Source organism: Paenibacillus sp. JT31N11 (assembly GCF_056269285.1).
The window spans coordinates 38,258-55,310 of the sequence record NZ_JBWDNQ010000002.1 but is presented as its reverse complement, the minus strand read 5'-3'; the positions used below and the strand labels follow the sequence as shown (position 1 = coordinate 55,310).

At 49.8% G+C, this 17,053-nt stretch carries 15 protein-coding genes; 12 read left to right on the top strand and 3 right to left on the bottom strand.

Annotation, left to right across the window (positions count from 1 at the left end):
* Positions 1-6: 6 nt before the first annotated feature.
* The 6 genes from AC0YNV_RS08170 (at position 7) to AC0YNV_RS08145 (ending at position 5,461) form a co-directional block, all read left to right on the top strand.
* On the top strand, positions 7-777 hold the full coding sequence (locus tag AC0YNV_RS08170) for an ABC transporter ATP-binding protein (protein WP_210039782.1): 771 nt from the start codon (positions 7-9) through the stop codon (positions 775-777).
* Positions 752-2,734, top strand: a complete 1,983-nt coding sequence (locus AC0YNV_RS08165; RefSeq protein WP_475767438.1) for an ABC transporter permease — start codon at positions 752-754, stop codon at positions 2,732-2,734. Before AC0YNV_RS08170 ends, AC0YNV_RS08165 begins: the two co-directional genes overlap by 26 nt.
* A 183-nt stretch (positions 2,735-2,917) precedes the next feature.
* Entirely contained in the window at positions 2,918-3,532 is a 615-nt protein-coding gene (locus AC0YNV_RS08160; RefSeq protein ID WP_475767436.1) for a DedA family protein, read from the top strand.
* Between the two features lie 29 nt (positions 3,533-3,561).
* Complete coding sequence (locus AC0YNV_RS08155) at positions 3,562-4,395, top strand: undecaprenyl-diphosphate phosphatase (RefSeq protein ID WP_475767434.1); 834 nt, start codon at positions 3,562-3,564, stop codon at positions 4,393-4,395.
* Positions 4,396-4,597: 202 nt separating this feature from the next.
* Positions 4,598-5,161, top strand: coding sequence for a hypothetical protein (locus AC0YNV_RS08150; protein WP_475767432.1), 564 nt, complete (start codon positions 4,598-4,600; stop codon positions 5,159-5,161).
* Positions 5,162-5,200: 39 nt separating this feature from the next.
* Entirely contained in the window at positions 5,201-5,461 is a 261-nt protein-coding gene (locus AC0YNV_RS08145) for an HPr family phosphocarrier protein (protein WP_475767430.1), read from the top strand.
* Positions 5,462-5,577: 116 nt separating this feature from the next.
* Here the strand turns inward: AC0YNV_RS08145 and AC0YNV_RS08140 are convergent, their stop codons facing one another.
* Positions 5,578-6,063 carry a C40 family peptidase gene (locus AC0YNV_RS08140; protein WP_210039788.1) on the bottom strand — a complete coding sequence of 162 codons (486 nt, stop codon included), beginning with the start codon at positions 6,061-6,063 and terminating at the stop codon, positions 5,578-5,580.
* 341 nt (positions 6,064-6,404) lie between these two features.
* On the opposite strand from AC0YNV_RS08140, the gene AC0YNV_RS08135 reads away from it, so the two are divergent.
* Positions 6,405-7,553, top strand: coding sequence for an MGDG synthase family glycosyltransferase (locus AC0YNV_RS08135; RefSeq protein WP_475767428.1), 1,149 nt, complete (start codon positions 6,405-6,407; stop codon positions 7,551-7,553).
* Between the two features lie 62 nt (positions 7,554-7,615).
* On the opposite strand, the gene AC0YNV_RS08130 is transcribed toward AC0YNV_RS08135, so the two are convergent.
* Positions 7,616-8,566, bottom strand: a complete 951-nt coding sequence (locus AC0YNV_RS08130) for a M15 family metallopeptidase (protein ID WP_475767426.1) — start codon at positions 8,564-8,566, stop codon at positions 7,616-7,618.
* A 304-nt stretch (positions 8,567-8,870) separates the two neighbouring features.
* Here AC0YNV_RS08130 and AC0YNV_RS08125 point away from each other — a divergent pair, with 304 nt between their 5' ends.
* Positions 8,871-10,100, top strand: coding sequence for a hypothetical protein (locus AC0YNV_RS08125; protein WP_475767424.1), 1,230 nt, complete (start codon positions 8,871-8,873; stop codon positions 10,098-10,100).
* Between the two features lie 102 nt (positions 10,101-10,202).
* Here the strand turns inward: AC0YNV_RS08125 and AC0YNV_RS08120 are convergent, their stop codons facing one another.
* On the bottom strand, positions 10,203-10,694 hold the full coding sequence (locus AC0YNV_RS08120) for a hypothetical protein (RefSeq protein WP_475767422.1): 492 nt from the start codon (positions 10,692-10,694) through the stop codon (positions 10,203-10,205).
* A gap of 356 nt (positions 10,695-11,050) precedes the next feature.
* Here AC0YNV_RS08120 and AC0YNV_RS08115 point away from each other — a divergent pair, with 356 nt between their 5' ends.
* From AC0YNV_RS08115 to AC0YNV_RS08100, 4 genes are all read left to right on the top strand, one after another.
* Positions 11,051-11,995, top strand: a complete 945-nt coding sequence (locus AC0YNV_RS08115; protein WP_210039793.1) for an ABC transporter permease — start codon at positions 11,051-11,053, stop codon at positions 11,993-11,995.
* Positions 11,996-12,043: 48 nt separating this feature from the next.
* Entirely contained in the window at positions 12,044-12,919 is an 876-nt protein-coding gene (locus AC0YNV_RS08110; protein ID WP_475767420.1) for a carbohydrate ABC transporter permease, read from the top strand.
* Positions 12,920-12,959: 40 nt separating this feature from the next.
* Entirely contained in the window at positions 12,960-14,612 is a 1,653-nt protein-coding gene (locus AC0YNV_RS08105; protein WP_475767418.1) for an extracellular solute-binding protein, read from the top strand.
* Positions 14,613-14,673: 61 nt separating this feature from the next.
* Positions 14,674-16,977 carry a helix-turn-helix domain-containing protein gene (locus AC0YNV_RS08100; RefSeq protein ID WP_475767416.1) on the top strand — a complete coding sequence of 768 codons (2,304 nt, stop codon included), beginning with the start codon at positions 14,674-14,676 and terminating at the stop codon, positions 16,975-16,977.
* Positions 16,978-17,053: the final 76 nt, after the last annotated feature.

Sequence of the window (17,053 nt, the reverse complement as noted above, 5' to 3'; positions counted from 1 at the left end):
TGCCCATTGTCTATTTTGAAGGTTCGTAATCTGTCGAAGCTGTATGAGGGCAAGGTGGCGTACAGGGCATTGGATAATATCCAGTTCGACGTTCAGGCAGGCGAATTCGTTGGGATCATGGGCCCGTCGGGCAGCGGAAAAACGACCTTGCTAAATCTTCTGGCGACCATCGACGAGCCGACATCAGGAGAAATCATCATCAACGGCAAGGATCCGCAGCAGCTGAACAAGCAGGAGACCGCCCTTTTTCGCCGCCATGAATTGGGTTTTGTCTTTCAGTATTACAATCTGCTCGATTCGCTGACGGTGGAAGAAAATATTCTGCTGACACTGACCCTCGATGGCGTGGCTGTGCCGGAGATGGACCGAAGGCTCCAAGAAGTGGCCGCGAAGCTTGGGATTCAGGCCATATTGAAAAAACGGACCTATGAAATCTCAGGCGGACAGATGCAGCGGACCGCGATAGCAAGGGCGATCATCCATGCCCCTTCGCTTATTCTGGCGGACGAACCGACGGGCAATCTGGATTCCAAGGCTTCCAAGGATGTGATGGAAACCTTCTCGGCTGTTAACGAGCAGGATGGAGCCACAATTCTGATGGTCACTCATGATGTGCTGGCCGCCAGCTTTTGCCGCCGGGTCATCTTCATCAAGGACGGCAGGTTCTACAACGAGATTTACCGCGGGAACAATCGTCAGGCCTTTTTTCAAAAAATCATCGATATGCTGTCGCTGTTAGGGGGGGACAGCCATGACCTTTCGTCAGTTCGCTTATAGGAATGTAATGCGGAACAAGCGGACCTACGCGGCTTATTTTCTGAGCAGCTCCTTCTCGGTGATGATCTTTTGCATCTGCGCGCTGTTCATCTTTAATCCGGGCATTCAGGAGGGTATGATCTTCAATGCCGCGATACAGGCGCTTGTGGCAGCAGAGGGCATTATGTACGTGTTCTCATTTTTCTTTGTTCTGTATTCTGTCAGTTCTTTTCTGAAAATGCGCAAGCGTGAATTCGGCATATTGATGATGCACGGCATGACCAAAGGACAGCTCAACCGGATGATTTTCTTTGAGAATATGCTGATTGGCCTGGGAGCGATTGCCGCGGGGATTGCAGCAGGGCTGCTGACGGGGAAGCTGTTCCTGATGATCGGCTCGAAATTCGTAGGCTTGTCGTCGCTGCCGTTCTATCTGTCGGGTAAGGCTCTTGCGCTCACGGCGCTGTCCTTCATCGTCTTGTTTCTGTTGATTTCCTTATGTACCGCGGTCCTGATCCGCAACAACAAATTAATTGAATTGTTTCAATCCGGCCAGAAGCCAAAAGCGCAGCCGAAGAGCTCTGTTCTGCTGTCGCTGCTTGCCGTCGTCCTGCTAACCGCAAGCTATTATTTATCGGTGTCCGCGAGCGTGTCCACGGTGATCCTGCGGATGATTCCGGTTATCGTGATGACAATAACCGGCACCTATTTCTTCTACACGCAGCTAAGTGTATACACGATCAAGCTGCTGCAGAGGAAGCGTTCCTTTTTCCTGCGGAAAACGAACATTATAACGGTTTCCAGCCTGGCTTACCGGGTGAAGGACAATGCCCGGATGTTCTTTATGGTTACCATCATCTCGACTGTTTCGTTCTGCAGCGTTGGCGCATTTACCTCCCTGCAAACCTTGACCAGTCAATTCGCCGATGATTATCCGGCCGCCATCGGCTACGTGGCCAAGGATGGAAGCGGGCTTGAGGAAGGGCATCTGCAGCAGATCAGGGATGAATTAGCCGACAAAGCTATTCCCTATGAAAGCTACCGCATGCCGGTCAAATATGTCGCGGTTCAGACCCATTCGGCAGCGGATTCCGCTCAAGAAAGAGAGCTGCATCTGATCTCATTCTCGGATTACAAGGAAGTGACCAAGCTTGCGGGCGTGCCCACGACGGAACAAGCTTTAAGCGGCGATGAAGCCTTGGTTCTGATGAGCTCACTCCGGGATAAAGCCTATATCCAGATTCGGGAGCTCTTGACGTATACCCTCCAGGACAGCGGTATAGGCCTTCGCGAGACCGGCTACACCAAGCGGGTTGCCATACCGGATTATCTGATGACGGATCTCGACGATGATCGGGATCTGGCCGAGCTGGAGGAGGATATCGATACGGAGTTCAGCGGAATGGTCGTGAGCGATCAGCTTTTCAACCAAATCACCGCATCGGTCCAAACCGATTACTATACCGGCTTCTATGTCAAGGATATTGAACAAACGATCGGGATGCTGGAAGAGCTGGCGGACTTCGGAGTGATGCGCTATGACATGGGCCAGCCTTATGCAATTACAGTAAGCGGAACGCTGCAGGCTGCGCAAAACAGCTTGTACAGCATTATGCTGTTCGTTGCGCTTCTCGTCGGCACTGTGTTTTTTATTGCCGCCGGCAGCTTCCTGTACTTCCGTCTTTATGCGGATCTGGATTATGACCGCCGCCAATTTCTCACGATGGTCAAGATTGGACTCACGGAAAAAGAGCTGTCGAGGATGGTTACAAGGCAGCTTGCCCTGCTGTTCTTCGTTCCGATTCTGTTTGCGGTTGTGCACAGCATATTCGCGTTTATTGCTCTGCAGAAGTTTTTCTTCCTGTCGATCGCAAATCAAATGGGGGTCGTGCTGATCAGCTTTTTCATGGCGCAGATATTATATTTCTTCTTCATCCGCAACCGCTACTTGCGGAACCTGAAGAAGACGCTTGTTTAAAGGCAGGTGAATAACTGGCGGAGCAGGCGGAAATAGTCTGGAGAAACGTAAGCGTTCGCCTTTGTACCCCGAATTTAACCGATACAGATATCCACAAAAAAATTCAGGGGTACAACAGCGATCGGAAGACGTTTCCACCTGCGCAGCCTGGCTTTCACCTGACTAGTGAGGAGGCTTAAGAAGGTGCAGAACTGGATAACTGATTTTATGGAGCAGTTTGGTTATTGGGGAATCTTGCTGATGATCGCCCTGGAGAATGTCTTTCCTCCCATTCCTTCGGAAGTCATTCTTACCTTTGGCGGGTTTATGACGACCAACACGAGTCTGACAGTACCCGGCGTCATCGCTTTTGCTACGGTGGGGTCTGTGCTGGGAGCCGTTGTCCTGTACGGCATCGGGCTGCTGCTTCACGTGGAAAGACTGGAGAAAATCGTCGAACGCTGGGGTCATGTTCTGAGGCTCAAGAAGGCAGATATCCATAAAGCGAATACCTGGTTCGAAAAATATGGATATTGGACCGTGTTATTTTGCAGGATGATTCCGCTCATACGAAGTTTGATTTCCATTCCGGCGGGCATGTCGCGGATGAAATTTTGGCTGTTCCTTCTTTTCACTACCCTGGGGACGTTGATCTGGAACATTATTCTGGTGATGATTGGAGCAGCCCTGGGAGAGAATTGGGCGGATATTCTCCATTTCATGGACTTGTATTCCCATGCTGCATATGCGGCAATCGGTGCCGGAATGATCGTGTTAGTATTCTTATTTATCCGCAGACAGAGAAGAGCTAAAGCTTAAGTTTAAGCAGGACGGGAGAGATGCCAGGAATGGATTTTATTGAATTGTTGAAAGCACTGCTGCTGGGCCTGGTGGAAGGCGTAACGGAATTCGCTCCCGTCTCATCGACAGGACATATGATTATCGTGGATGATATGTGGCTGCAGTCCGAGCAATTTCTGACCAAATATGTGGCGAATACGTTCAAGATTGTTATCCAGTTGGGCTCCATATTAGCCGTCGTTATTATTTTCTGGAAACGGTTCATGGACCTGCTCGGGCTGCGGCGGCGCAGCGAGGGTCAAGCTGCCGCCCCGGGACAGCGTCTGAGACTGTCGCAGGTCATTGTTGGCTTGCTTCCAGCCGGCGTGCTTGGAGTATTGACGGAAAGTTATATTGACGATCATCTGTTCTCTACGGGAACAGTGCTGATCGGACTTGTGCTTGGTGCGGTTCTGATGATTGCAGCCGACCGGTTCGCTCCGGCTGTTCCGAGTATTCAAACTGTCGACCAGATTACCTACAGACAAGCCATCATGATCGGTCTTTTTCAATGCCTGTCGCTGTGGCCGGGATTCTCCAGATCGGGCTCCACGATCTCCGGCGGTGTGCTCCTCGGGATGAGCCACAGGGCGGCAGCCGATTTCACCTTCATTATGGCAGTGCCGATTATGCTGGGGGCGAGCATGCTCTCGCTGGTCAAGAATTGGGAGTATTTCACCATGGATTCCCTGCCGTTCTTTATTGTCGGTTTCGTGAGCGCCTTCCTCTTCGCCCTCATTTCCATCCGCTTCTTCCTGAAGCTGATCAACCGCGTCAAGCTTGTTCCATTTGCAATATACCGGATCGTGCTCGCCGTCATTGTGTATGTTATCTATTTTTAAATCCAGCTCAGGCCGGATCATCGAGGCGCTAAGGCGCCGGTGGTTCGGCTTTTCTTTCGCAACCTTAAGAGGAGCAATATCGTCTAGAATAGAGAGACACCCTCTCTCGGTGCATCGTCTCATTCAACATGATATAATCGTGTCAGAAACGGATTTTGGAATAAGCAGGACGATCGGCAGACCTGGAGTTGAGAGGACAATCGTGAAAAAGCTGTTGATTTCGTTGGTTATTTTGGTCATTATCATAGCTCTGGCGGTCACCGGCGCTATATGGTATGTCTCCCCAAGCCAGAAGCTTGATTTGGCTTATGAGGAAGTGCCGCTCATGGACAGGGCTATGAGCATGGTCAGACGGTTATCTACGGAATTGATGCTGTCAGAGACGGATATTAACAATTTTGGAAAACAGGCGCTTGCGCAAGCACCCCGGTACGGCAGTGGAATTGTAGTAACGGGTGCAAAATTTCAACTGGCCGGGGACAGGCTGATCGCCGATCTGAACATTCGTGTCAAGGACCGGATTCCCGCGGCACTGAAGCTGACCTACCGGCTGGAGTGGCGGAATCCGGATCTGACAGCTGTCATCGAAGAGGCCCGGATGAGAGATATCACGCTGCCTATCCGTTACTTCGGGAATGTCGTGATTCCAATCGGGGAAGAACTGCCGGAAGTTCTGGTTGTCCGAAACATCAGGATTCATAATGGAAGCCTTGTCGTAGAGTTCCAGAAGCCCAGGCTGGAGGATTTAAGCGGGCTGCTGCCATAGCAGCGCGTCAAGTCGAAACGATATGAAGAGGTGGATACTATGAAGGTTTATGAATTTATTATCCATTCCGAGATTCAACGCGAGGATTTGATTGCGGTTTTTCAGAAGGCTGCACAGTTCACCTCCGACATCCATATTTATTTTGACCATCACTATATCGAGCATGCGGTGGATGCCAAAAGCCTTGTTGGCGTCATGCTGGTGCCCGTTGATTCGGGTACGAAGATCCGGATTGAAACAAAAGGAAATGACGAGGAAGAAGCGATGGCCTTCATTGTCGGTTTACTGGAAGATCGTTAATTCCTCTATTCGCATGCGCAGCCAGATTCTTCACTGGATATCCCGTTCGGATAAGGAAACAAAAAAAAGGGGACGATCCGATAGGATATCGGATAATCCCCTTTGCGATACGTGGATTACAGTACGCGGCGTGCAGTTTCGTAGTGATCTTTCCACCAGCCGGAGTTGATGCTGGAGATGGTGACTCCCGGGGCTCCATATGTATGGATGATTTTACCGTCCCCGATGTAAATGCCTACATGGTGGATGGGGGAATAGAAGAAGACCAGATCGCCGACTTTAAGGTTGCTTTTCGAGACATATTTACCGGCTTTGGACTGGGCTTTGGATGTGCGCGGAATAGTTACACCGACAGTCGACAATACGCGTTTGGTGAAAGATGAGCAGTCAAAGCGTTTCGTTGTGCTTGTCGAAGCTCCAAACTGATATTTTACGCCCAGATACTTTTTGGCGTTTGCGATGATTTTGGATGAAGTTGAGCTTGTGGTAGCGGATGCCGCTGCAACCGGTTTTGGCGGTGCTGCCAATGTGCTGCTTGCCAGGACGGCCAAGCTCAAGGTGATGCCGACGATGCTTTTCCGAAACAGGTTTTTCTTATTCAATGTGTTCTGCCTCCCAAGGATGTAATGGATGAATCAAGAATGTAAAGGATTGCATAAATCACTATAACACGTTAATATTTTCCACTATTTACATAGTGTTATAGATTTTGAGCGATTCTGCGGCTTTTAGGAGTTTATGAGATTTTGATTAGAAAATCTTCATGGTTTGGGTGTGGACAAGGCAGGAAACTATCATTACAATAATAGATTTATTATGACTCCATGGGATGAAAGCACCAGGAAATATAATGTTTCGGTTAAATGCGAATGAATGGGAAAATGGAATAATAGAATACATAGAATAAGGGTTATCTGTTTATGAAAGGGGAAAGTTCATCGACATGCATAACGACAAAATTCTGATTTTGACCGGCAATTACGGAGATGGCCATCAACAGGCTGCAGCCGCTGTCAGCCATTCCTTAAAGCTCGGCTATCCGCAGGCCGAAACCGTCATTGTCGATGTGATGGATTTGACGCACCCCTATTTTCATTCCATTGGCCGTTATCTTTTTCTGCAAAGCTTGAAGAAAGTGCCTTCTATGTACGGCTATTTGTATCGCAAAACGAGGCATGTGAACTCTTTGTCGGATTTTCTCAAAAAGCTCAACCGTTTCGGCGAGGAGAAGCTGCTGGATTTGATTGAGAGCATGCGTCCGTCCGTCGTGGTCTCCACATTCCCCGGTGCTGCCGGTCTAATGTCGCTGCTCAAGTCTCACGGTCTGACGGAGGTTCCGACCGTAACGGTGATGACCGATTATACTGTTCACAGTTATTGGGTTTATCCGTTTACGGATCTTTATATTGTGGGCTCCGATGAGGTCAAGCAGGGGTTGATCCGCCATCATATACCAGGTGAAAGCATATCTGTAACAGGAATACCCCTTCGGCTGGAATTCAGCCAAAGGGGTAATTTGGAACTGCTGAGGAGAAAGCATCATCTGGACGACGGCCGGCCAACGCTGCTGTTTATGGGAGGCGGAGACGGTTTTTTCGGCGAGAGTCCCCATCAGATCGAAGCGCTGGAATCGCTTGCGGATCCCATTCAGGTCATTATTATTTGCGGGCATAACCATAAACTGAAGCAGCAATTAACCGAGAAATTCAAATCATCCAGTCACAAGGTGCTTATTCTGGGTTATATCGACTATGTACATGAATTGATGGCGGTTGCCGATTTATTGGTGACCAAGGCAGGCGGGCTGACAATTTCGGAAGCCTTGAACATGGAACTGCCGATGATTGTCTTCAAGCCGCTTCCCGGCCAGGAGGAAGACAACGTCAACTACTTGCTCCGATCGGGTACGGCGCTGCTGGCAAACAGTACCAGGGATTTAGGCAGCAAAATCAGGGAATGCTTCAGTCAGCCCTCCATTTTGGGGCGGATGAGGGAGCAGGCAAGAGAAATTGCCAAGCGGCAGGCGGCAACGGATGCTGCCGATATGATTTGGAAATTGCGCTACCAAAGCGTCCAGGTCCAGCATGGGTAACGACTGTTAATCCATGCTGGACTTGGACTTGGAATATCAGAAAATCATACTGCGGCCATTGATTATTGCCCGGTAACGAGCACCGCCCCGTCTCCGTATTTGTCCATATACTGCTCCAGCGTCAAATCCTCGGATGCGACCACTTTGGCTATTTCTTTACCCACGTAGCGGATATGCCAAGGCTCATATTTGTAGCCGGTAATGTCATCTTTTCCTTCAGGGTAGCGAATGATAAATCCATATTCATCTGCATGCTCGGCTAACCATTTGGCTTCGGGCGTACCGCCAAAGCAGTCCGATGCGGCACATTTGCCGTCCTTGCCGGACACGTCGATGGCAAGACCGGTCTGATGCTCGCTTGTCCCCGGCACCGCACTGTAGGTGCGGGCTTTTTCCAATCCATCCTCGCGGACATAATTATCAAACAACGTCTTTTGTCTGGAATAGGAACGGTAGGCGGATACGCCGGCCAGCGGAACGCCGTCTTCCTTGGCTCCCGCAAACAGTTGAACCAGCGCGTCCGCAGCGACCTGGCGGATTTTGCGTTTTTCGATTTTCTCCGAGAATGTGAACGGAACATCCGGATAGACCAGATCGGCCGGTTCATAGTCCTCGGGCAGCGCAAAGTGTTTGTTTATGAGTGCGGTGACGCTTTCGGGCTGTGCAACGACAACGATGGAGTCATCATCGTTAGTTGAATCAGCCACAGGCGGCTTGGCCGGCGTCTGGTTCGCGTCAGCAGGCTGCTGATCATCTGCTGGCGGCTCTTCCTGACCTGTATTGGAGGGCTCGTCCGTGCCCGATTGCACGGGTTCGCCGGTGGTGGTGCTGTCCGATGAGTCGGCAGCAGCATTCTCATTCTGGCCCGGGCTCTCATTTGCCGATTGGCCGGTTTTGGCAGAATCCGAGCCTGCTTTAATTTCCTGAATAGTGACAACTGCGATAACCGCACAAATAAGCACAAGCAGGACGGCTATACGGCCGCCGGATTTTTTTTTCGTTCTTTTTCTCATCTGTCGAAACCTCCCGAATGATCTGTACCCATTATATAAGCCAGATGTTTCGAGACTGGCAAGTAATGTTTCGAGCTTGTAAACATTTGAGCACAAGGATATGAAGCAGATAACGGGCTTATCAAGCGCCATCCAATAGAATAGACGCAATTTTAATAGAGAAGGTTTCGACTTGATAGAAAAATCCGGAAAATCATTTTGTGCAAATAGCGGGCACTTCATGAATGGTCTGCAGCTGTAAAGGAGCATATAATAATACGAGAAGAAAATGGGTTATCTATCCTATAAAGCGGAGGCGGTTGTCATGAATCTGACAGGAATGCCGGAGCTATCCTCTATCAGGCCGATTCCGGTACAAGATCGCTGGTGCGTGCATGCCTACTACACGATTAGTCCGTATGCGCCGGACGGCTCGGGATTGTTATTGCTGGCCGGAGGAGATTTGGACAATGGGCTTGGAGAGGTGCTTGTCGTATCTTCGGATGGAGAGGTAGTCGACAGATTCGGACAAACTGCGCTGCATGCCGGCTTTTTCCATACGGGTCTATGGCAATCCTGGAGCCCGGACGGTAGATATGTATACTATCAGAGCGGCACATTAAACCGGCCCCTTATTGTCAGGCGCGAGTTGAAAACGGGAGAAGAGCGAATTCTGGAGGGCGATATGGAAGGAGTTCCGCCGCGCGGCGAGCCGATTATTTCCGGCTTGATGGGGATGCTGTATGCGGCGGGGTACGGAACTGGCGTTTATGAGCCTGGTCTTAGTCCGGTTCCTTTTCAGCGGCGGGGTGAGCATGGACTTTTCCGGTTCTCGTTCGATCCGGACCGGGCATCGCTGGTCATGAGCACGGCCGATATACTCAAGAAGCATCCCCGGCTGGATCGTCTGATGCATTCAGAGCTTGAGCTTAGACAGAAGCTGGGGGACGAAGAAGGATTGACGCTGATGTGCTACTGCGTCCGATGGAATGCGGACAGCAGCCGGTTTTTATTTTATTTTGGCAATCATTGCGTGGACGCGGGTAGGGAAGAGCCGCGGCTGGCTTATGTATTTACTTCGGATCAAGATATGAGGCATATTCATCTGGCTCTCGATTTAAGCTATGACAGATCGGGCGTTCACTGGTCCTGGCATCCTGACGGGGAGCATCTGATCGGATACGGGCAGGACCCGGAAGACAGGGCGAAGCTGTGCGTGGCTCAGGTCCGATATGATGGGAGCGGTTACAGGAAAATAAGCAAACATAACAGCGGGGGGCATCCGAGCATATCGCCAACGGATTATAATCTGCTTGTTACCGATACAGGAGGAATTCCGGGGGAAGTGGTGTTCATAGATCTGCAGACAGACACGGTTATGAAAAGTCTATTCCTTCCCCGTACCCTGGGAGAGTCCGAAATCAGCGGCAGAAATCCTCATCGGGTATGCCATCATCCCGTTTTCTCCCGGGACGGCAGCAGGGTTCTGGTCAACACGCTGCCCGGCCGATTGGCGGTAGTCAGCGAAATCGACGTGGCTCGCTTGCTTGGATAAGTCCAGAGCATTCAGGGAGAACGGTATATACTACACTCATAGGGGCTGCCGCATGGCAGCCCTTGCGTATTGATGATACTTTGTTCGATAGCCTATAGAAATTTATCGGGATGAAAGGTCATAAGGCTCCGCCAATACCCAGAATACATAATTTTTGGTCTTGCTGGTCTTGTACGGGTAATCCCATTCCGTTACACCGCGTACAATCGTTTGCCCCGGAGACAAATAGCTGATGTAGCGGCGATATTGGCCAATGCGCTCTGAATCGCCTCTGGGCCGGTATGCCCCCTCGAGAAACTCATAGTCATATCCTGCCGGCACATACAGCCAGCTTTCCACGCGTTGATAGCGGTCCGTCGTATTTGTATAGCTGTACCAGTCAAAATCCCATCCCGCAGGATCATCGCTGTTGCCGATATAGCCCATATTAAATTGATTCGATAAAGTGGAACGGACGGCGCCCAGCTCAAATTCATTGCCATAGTCCACCGTTTCCAGAAAGGATTTCGGAATTACGGGGGCCGCGGCCGCGGTTTGTGACGTCATAAGAACGGCTCCTGTCAAGGCAGCAAGAAGAACGCTTTTGAGCTTCAAAATAATTCCTCCTTCATACTCATGATCAGCTGGCCAGCCTCTTAACAACAGCATGCCATTACATCCATATTTTGTTAATCGGACTAAAGCCTTATTCTTTTGTCGTAATTTACAACTGCACTTTCATGCACAGCCAACACTTTGGCAAAAAAGTGCAGTGGGGAAGCAGTGAACATTTTTGCCGCCGGAGTCCTTCAGCTCTTGCAACCAGCGAAAAACAAGGGTTTTCTCTTTCAGCACCAGGGCAAAAAAGTCGTCTAGACGGTGAGCTTATCCATCAAGTAAATTGGGTTTACCAAACGTCCGAGCCAGATTCCGCAGCAGTAGACCGAACAAGAACAGGAGGACCAAAGCTCATGGGTAAAACGCTGGCAACTACAAATTTGGGCAATAAAGGCCATTCACGAATGAAGGTGTTGTTCCGGGACCGTTATTTATATCTGCTGGCTCTGCCCGGATTATTGTTTTTTCTCATTTTCAAATATGTCCCCATGTGGGGCCTGGTCATTGCGTTCCAGAATTACTCGCCATACGCCGGAATTCTGGGCAGCGAATGGGTGGGGCTGGATCATTTTATCCGCTTCTTCAGCAATTCGGACTTCTATATTCTGCTGCGCAACACATTAGCGATCAGTTTCCTGAACCTGCTGCTGTTTTTCCCGGCGCCGATTGTCATCTCCATTATGCTCAATGAAGTACGGCAGGTGATACTGAAGCGTCTGATCCAGACCGTTATTTATTTCCCTCATTTTCTCTCCTGGGTCATCATTGCCGGGATCAGCTTCATAATGCTGGGGCAGTCGGAGGGGGTCATCAACAGCATCCTGGCGCTATTGGGGATTGATAAAATAGCCTTCCTGACCTCGCCCAATCTGTTCTGGCCCATGCTGACCCTGCAAAATATATGGAAGGACGCCGGTTGGGGGACGGTCATTTTCCTGGCGGCTGTCTCCGGAATCGATCCTACCTTGTATGAAGCAGCGAAGATGGATGGCGCCGGCAAATGGAAACAGATCTGGCATGTCACGCTTCCCGGTATCCGGAATGTCATATTTGTACTGCTGATTCTGAAGCTTGGAGATGTGATGGACGTCGGATTCGAACAGGTATTCCTGATGGGCAGCGCTGCAGTATCGAATGTATCCGACGTATTCGACACCTATGTATACCGCAATGGCGTACTGAACGGGGAGTTCAGCTATACCGCTTCAGTCGGTTTGTTCAAATCGATTGTCGGTTTAATCATGGTGATGGCAGCCAATAAATGTGCCAAATTATTCGGTCAGGATGGCCTCTATTAAGAGGATGGGCTCTTGCCTGGCTCAAGCAAATCCATAAGGGGAGAAATCATGATTAAAGAAACCTTTGCCGAAAAAATATATTCCCGGCTTAATGTGCTGCTGCTTCTCCTGCTCAGTCTGGTTATGGTGTTTCCGTTGTATTACGTGCTCAGCGTATCCTTCACGGATCCGAGGGAGTATCTGAAAGGCGGAATCATCTGGTATCCACGCGGGTTCACATTGGAGAATTACCGGTATTTGTTTTCTACACCGCTGTTTATCCGCTCCATCGGCGTATCGACCTTTCTGGCCGTAGCCGGTACGGTGCTTGGGCTGATCGTCACATCGGCCCTTGCTTATACGTTATCGAGAAAGCGCTTACTGGGAAGAAAGACAATTCTCATGGTGATTTTGATTACGATTTTGTTTCATCCCGGCATTATCCCGAACTATTTGCTGATACGGGATCTGAATCTGATGAACTCCTTGTGGGCGCTCATTCTTCCCGCGCTCAGCAGCGGATGGAATGTGTTTTTGATGAAAAGCTTCTTTGACAGCATACCCGCAAGCCTTGAGGAGGCTGCCGTCATAGACGGCTGCAACGATCTGCATGTATGGTGGCGCATTATTCTGCCATTGTCTCTGCCGGCTCTGGCGACATTCGGCCTGTTCTTCGCCGTTGCCCACTGGAATGTGTTCTTTAATGCGGTGCTGTATATTAATGATTTCCGCAAATGGCCGCTGCAGCTTGTATTGAGGCAAATGCTGATTGATTCCAACACATCGGCGGGCGGCGGCAATGTGCTCCAGGAAGGGCAAATCATTAATCCCCAATCAATCAAAATGGCAGCCGTCATTATTGCGACTGTTCCCATCATGATGGTATATCCATTCCTGCAAAAGCATTTTACCAAGGGAGTAATGGTAGGATCTGTAAAGGAATGATGACATACAGATAGAATATATTTCAAAGGGAGGAAGCAAATTGAAGAAAAAGAAACGATTATCGATGCGGTCTATGGCTGCGGTGCTTCTGGTTTTTACACTTGCCGGGATGGCTCTGCTCAGCGCCTGCAGCAGCGGCAGCAACAGCCCGTCGAACAACACACCAAGCACCGGCAATACGGATCAAACGGACAACAACACCGCCAGCCAAACGGATAACCAGACCGGCAATCAAACCAATGAGCCCGCCGTGGAGCCGGAGAAGCAGGAAGAGCCAACAAGCATCAGCATTATGACCCAGTTCTATGGCGAAGAGCCGCCGGGTCCGGATAATGTGGTGATTAAGGAAGTCGAAAAACGGACCAATACCAAGCTGACCATTACATGGGTATCCCCCAACAGCTACAATGAGAAGGTGAATGTCACGCTTGCCTCCGGGGACATGCCGGATCTTACGCTGATCGGGGACAATTTTGCCCAGAATGTCAGAACAATGGTAACCCAGGGTGCTTTTTGGGAGCTTGGCTCATATATTAAAGATTATCCGAACCTTAACGCCTATCCTAAGGAGGCTTGGGAAAATACCAAGTATCAGGACGGTAAAATCTATGCGATTCCCCGGGTCAGGGGACTTGACGGGGGCCTCGCATCAGTACGGAAAGACTGGCTTGATAAGCTGAACCTGCCGGTTCCGAAAACAATCGACGAACTATACAAGGTGATGCAGGCGTTCACCAACGACGATCCGGATGGAAACGGCAAGAAGGATAGCGTGGGACTAGTCGGAAGCATAGGCGCGGATGGATTGGGTCTGGGCAGCTTCGCACCGATTCTGAACGCGTTCCAAGGCGCCAATGACGGCTGGAAGGTCGACGACAGCGGAAAATTGGTGAATATGGTAACGGATAAATCAACCAAAGATGCGCTCGCCTGGCTAAGCAAGGCCTACAAGGAGGGACTAATCCATAGCGATTTTGCCACCTTGAAGAATACCCAGGCCAGAGAAGCTGTCATGGCGAGCAAAGCGGGCATTGCCTTTGAAGCCGTGTCGGCGGCGTGGGTGATGACCGAAGGAATCCGCACCACCAATCCCGCTGGCGATATGCTTCCACTGGTTTCCTTAACCGGACCAGGCGGCACGCCGTATGTGGGCAAAGGCGTTGGATTCAACGGCGTTTTCGCAATTCCGAAGTCCGTGTCCGAAGAGAAAATGAAAAAAATTCTCGCGTTCCTCGATTATGGTGCGTCGGAGGAAGGGTATGAGCTTGGCGCTTATGGCTTCAAGGATGTGCACTTTACGAAGGACGGGGACTTCTACGTGCAGACGGAGCAGGCGAAGAAGGATATTGTCTCCACCTCCGCATTCGGTCAAATATTTACCCGCTATGATCAATACGCCTATGCGAAAGCGCCGAATATTCCGGCTGATTATTACAACCGCAACAAAGGCATCATTGACGAAATCGGCAAGGTCAGCGTCTCCAATCCAAGCTTTGGGCTGTACTCCGAAACCTGGACCAAGTACCGCAACGATTTTCTCAAGAAGATTACCGATCTGCAGGTGAAAATCATGCTGGGCACGGAGCCGCTGGACAAATGGGATGCCTTCACGGCTGAACTGCTTGCGGATCCGAACTGGAATAAATCGCTGGAGGAATTAAATGACGCTTATCATAAAAAAGCAGGCAAATAGATAGGCAAGGTTTGATATAATGGGAGTATTATGAAGTTGATTAAAGGATGGACGGATTGCCATGAGGAAGCTTAACCTGAATTTTTTCTACAAGAATTTGATCATTGTGTTCATGGTTACCTGCCTTCCCATGGCAATCATTGCGGCAAGCAATTATTTTATCGGGGTCAAACAGATTGAGGCTGAAGTGAAGCGGAATCACCGGCTGCAGCTGGATGAAATATACCAAAGCATGGAGAAGCAGCTGTCCCAGCTTGAGATCATCGGGAATCAATGGGTATTCAATCCGGTATTCAATCAGGAGCTGCTTGAGGGCGATCTGAGGCAGAAGCCGAATACGACGCGGGAGCTGTTCGTATCGCTCCGGATATTGAAGGAATCGAATCCGCTCATCGGCAATGCCGTGCTTTATCTGAACAAGGAACAGCTGCTTGTTTCGGATGAAGAAGGCATCTATACCATCACAGACGAGGCAGTCAAGCGGACATTCCAGGATCTGCAAAGGGGAAAATCCTCCTTGATGTGGTGGAATGAGCCCATTAGTCCGCTAAAGTATAAAAACAATGTGAACGCTGCGCTTGTCCACAAGGTTCTCGGCGCGGGGGAAGAACCTCTGGGAACGATCATTCTGTACCTCGACAAAAGCCAAATTGACGATTTCCTGTACCCGCTTAATCCCGACGGGGAGGGTGTAGCCTATATCCTCCGGCAGGACGGCGATTGGATCACAAAGGGCAGAAATCAAGGCGCGAAGGCCGTCGACCTGGACGAAGCCGTCCGCAGCGAGGTCATCGACCGCAAGCTCGAAGTAGGAGATTTTATCTTCAACCGCAAAGGTATCAGTTATTCTGTCACAGTAGGCGCATTATCGCGGAACGAATGGAAGTATGTCGTTGCCACTCCGCTCTCCAAACTAACATCCCCTGTCATTCTGGTATCCAAGCTGGGCCTTGTCTTCAGTCTAATAGGCCTTGCGGTTGCCGTCATCCTCTCCTGGCTCGCTTCAAGACGCATCTACAGACCGGTTAAACATCTTGTCGGTTTGTTTAAGGACACAGTTGGAATACCCTCCACATCCGATAAAAGCGACGAGTTTCAATTTATTGCCGGCAGGTGGCGCAAGCTCATCGATGAAAGCCATCAGCTGGAGACAAAGCTTGAGCAGAACAGGCAGTCTCTGAAGGAAGGTTTCCTGCTTCAATTGGTGCAAGGACATCTCTACTTCTTCACCGAAATGGAGCTCAAAGAAAAAATGACGTTTCACGGCTGGAAGGCGAGCGATAAAATCTTCGCCATTCTGCTGGTGCGTATGGACAGATTCGCCCATAACAAAGGGAAGTTTAATGAAGGCGACGAACAGCTGGCAACCTTCGCAGCCGCCAATATCACGCAGGAAGTGCTGCAAAGCAGCCGGCAGGACGCCGAAGTAATTAATTTTCATGATCTGTCCCTCGCTGTCATATTTGCCTTTCCGGCAGAGCGGCCCAGGGAGCAGGTCAAAAGCGATTTGTTTCACTTCTCCAGCGAGCTCATTCAGATGCTGACTCAATATACGACGATGCGGATAACGGTGGGGGTCGGAAAACTTGTAGATGATCCGCGGGATATTCACAAGTCTCTGGAGGAAACGCGGGCCGCTCTCCAGTTCAGGGATCTGGACAAAAACGAAGAGATTCTGGATATGGACGATCTGCTGCCCCGGCAAACCATTCAAGTAAACTATCCGTTCAACCTTGAGAATGCCATCATCCAATCCATGAAAATGGGACTCAGAGATGAGGCGGTCAGGGAGCTGGACCATTTTGCCGAACAAATAAAGCATAATCATTCCAGGGAAATGCAGTTTCAGCAGGGGATGCTGCAGCTGCTTGGAAGCATCATACACGAGCTGCTGAGGTCAGGAGTATACTCGTCCGTTATGCAGAGCGGCAATCTCTATGAACAATTGAGCGGAATCAAGGATCAGGATGAAATGCTTGGCTGGCTGAGATTTACCATTATCGAACCTTATATCGAGGAGCTTTCGGAGACCAGGGAAACGATATTGGAGCAGATTGTCAGCAAGGTGACGGAAGCGATTCAGGTCGATTTTCACACATCGATATCGCTGGAATCATACGCGGATCAGCACGGTGTTACATCCTATAATCTAAGCAAGGCATTCAAGCAATATACAGGAACGAATTTCATTGATTATTTGACCATTACCAGATTGGAAAAGGCAAAGGAACTTCTGAGCGGCACGGATCTGAAAATAAATACAATTGCGGAAAAAGTGGGCTACCAGCCAACCTACTTCATACGGATCTTTAAAAAAGTCGAAGGAATTACGCCGGGACGCTACAGAGAAACAATGCGAACATGAGAGATGCCTGATGAGATTCCTTCTTCTTTCTTTAAGACTATGTAAGCGCAATCAATTCTATAAAAACAAAAATATG

Excerpts from the sequence above, each read along its gene's own strand:
- AC0YNV_RS08165 (WP_475767438.1), top strand. The coding sequence starts at position 752 with ATGACCTTTCGTCAGTTCGCTTATAGGAATGTAATGCGGAACAAGCGG.
- AC0YNV_RS08155 (WP_475767434.1), top strand. The coding sequence starts at position 3,562 with ATGGATTTTATTGAATTGTTGAAAGCACTGCTGCTGGGCCTGGTGGAA.
- AC0YNV_RS08145 (WP_475767430.1), top strand. The coding sequence starts at position 5,201 with ATGAAGGTTTATGAATTTATTATCCATTCCGAGATTCAACGCGAGGAT.
- AC0YNV_RS08135 (WP_475767428.1), top strand. The coding sequence starts at position 6,405 with ATGCATAACGACAAAATTCTGATTTTGACCGGCAATTACGGAGATGGC.
- AC0YNV_RS08130 (WP_475767426.1), bottom strand. The coding sequence starts at position 8,566 with ATGAGAAAAAGAACGAAAAAAAAATCCGGCGGCCGTATAGCCGTCCTG.
- AC0YNV_RS08125 (WP_475767424.1), top strand. The coding sequence starts at position 8,871 with ATGAATCTGACAGGAATGCCGGAGCTATCCTCTATCAGGCCGATTCCG.
- AC0YNV_RS08115 (WP_210039793.1), top strand. The coding sequence starts at position 11,051 with ATGGGTAAAACGCTGGCAACTACAAATTTGGGCAATAAAGGCCATTCA.
- AC0YNV_RS08110 (WP_475767420.1), top strand. The coding sequence starts at position 12,044 with ATGATTAAAGAAACCTTTGCCGAAAAAATATATTCCCGGCTTAATGTG.
- AC0YNV_RS08100 (WP_475767416.1), top strand. The coding sequence starts at position 14,674 with ATGAGGAAGCTTAACCTGAATTTTTTCTACAAGAATTTGATCATTGTG.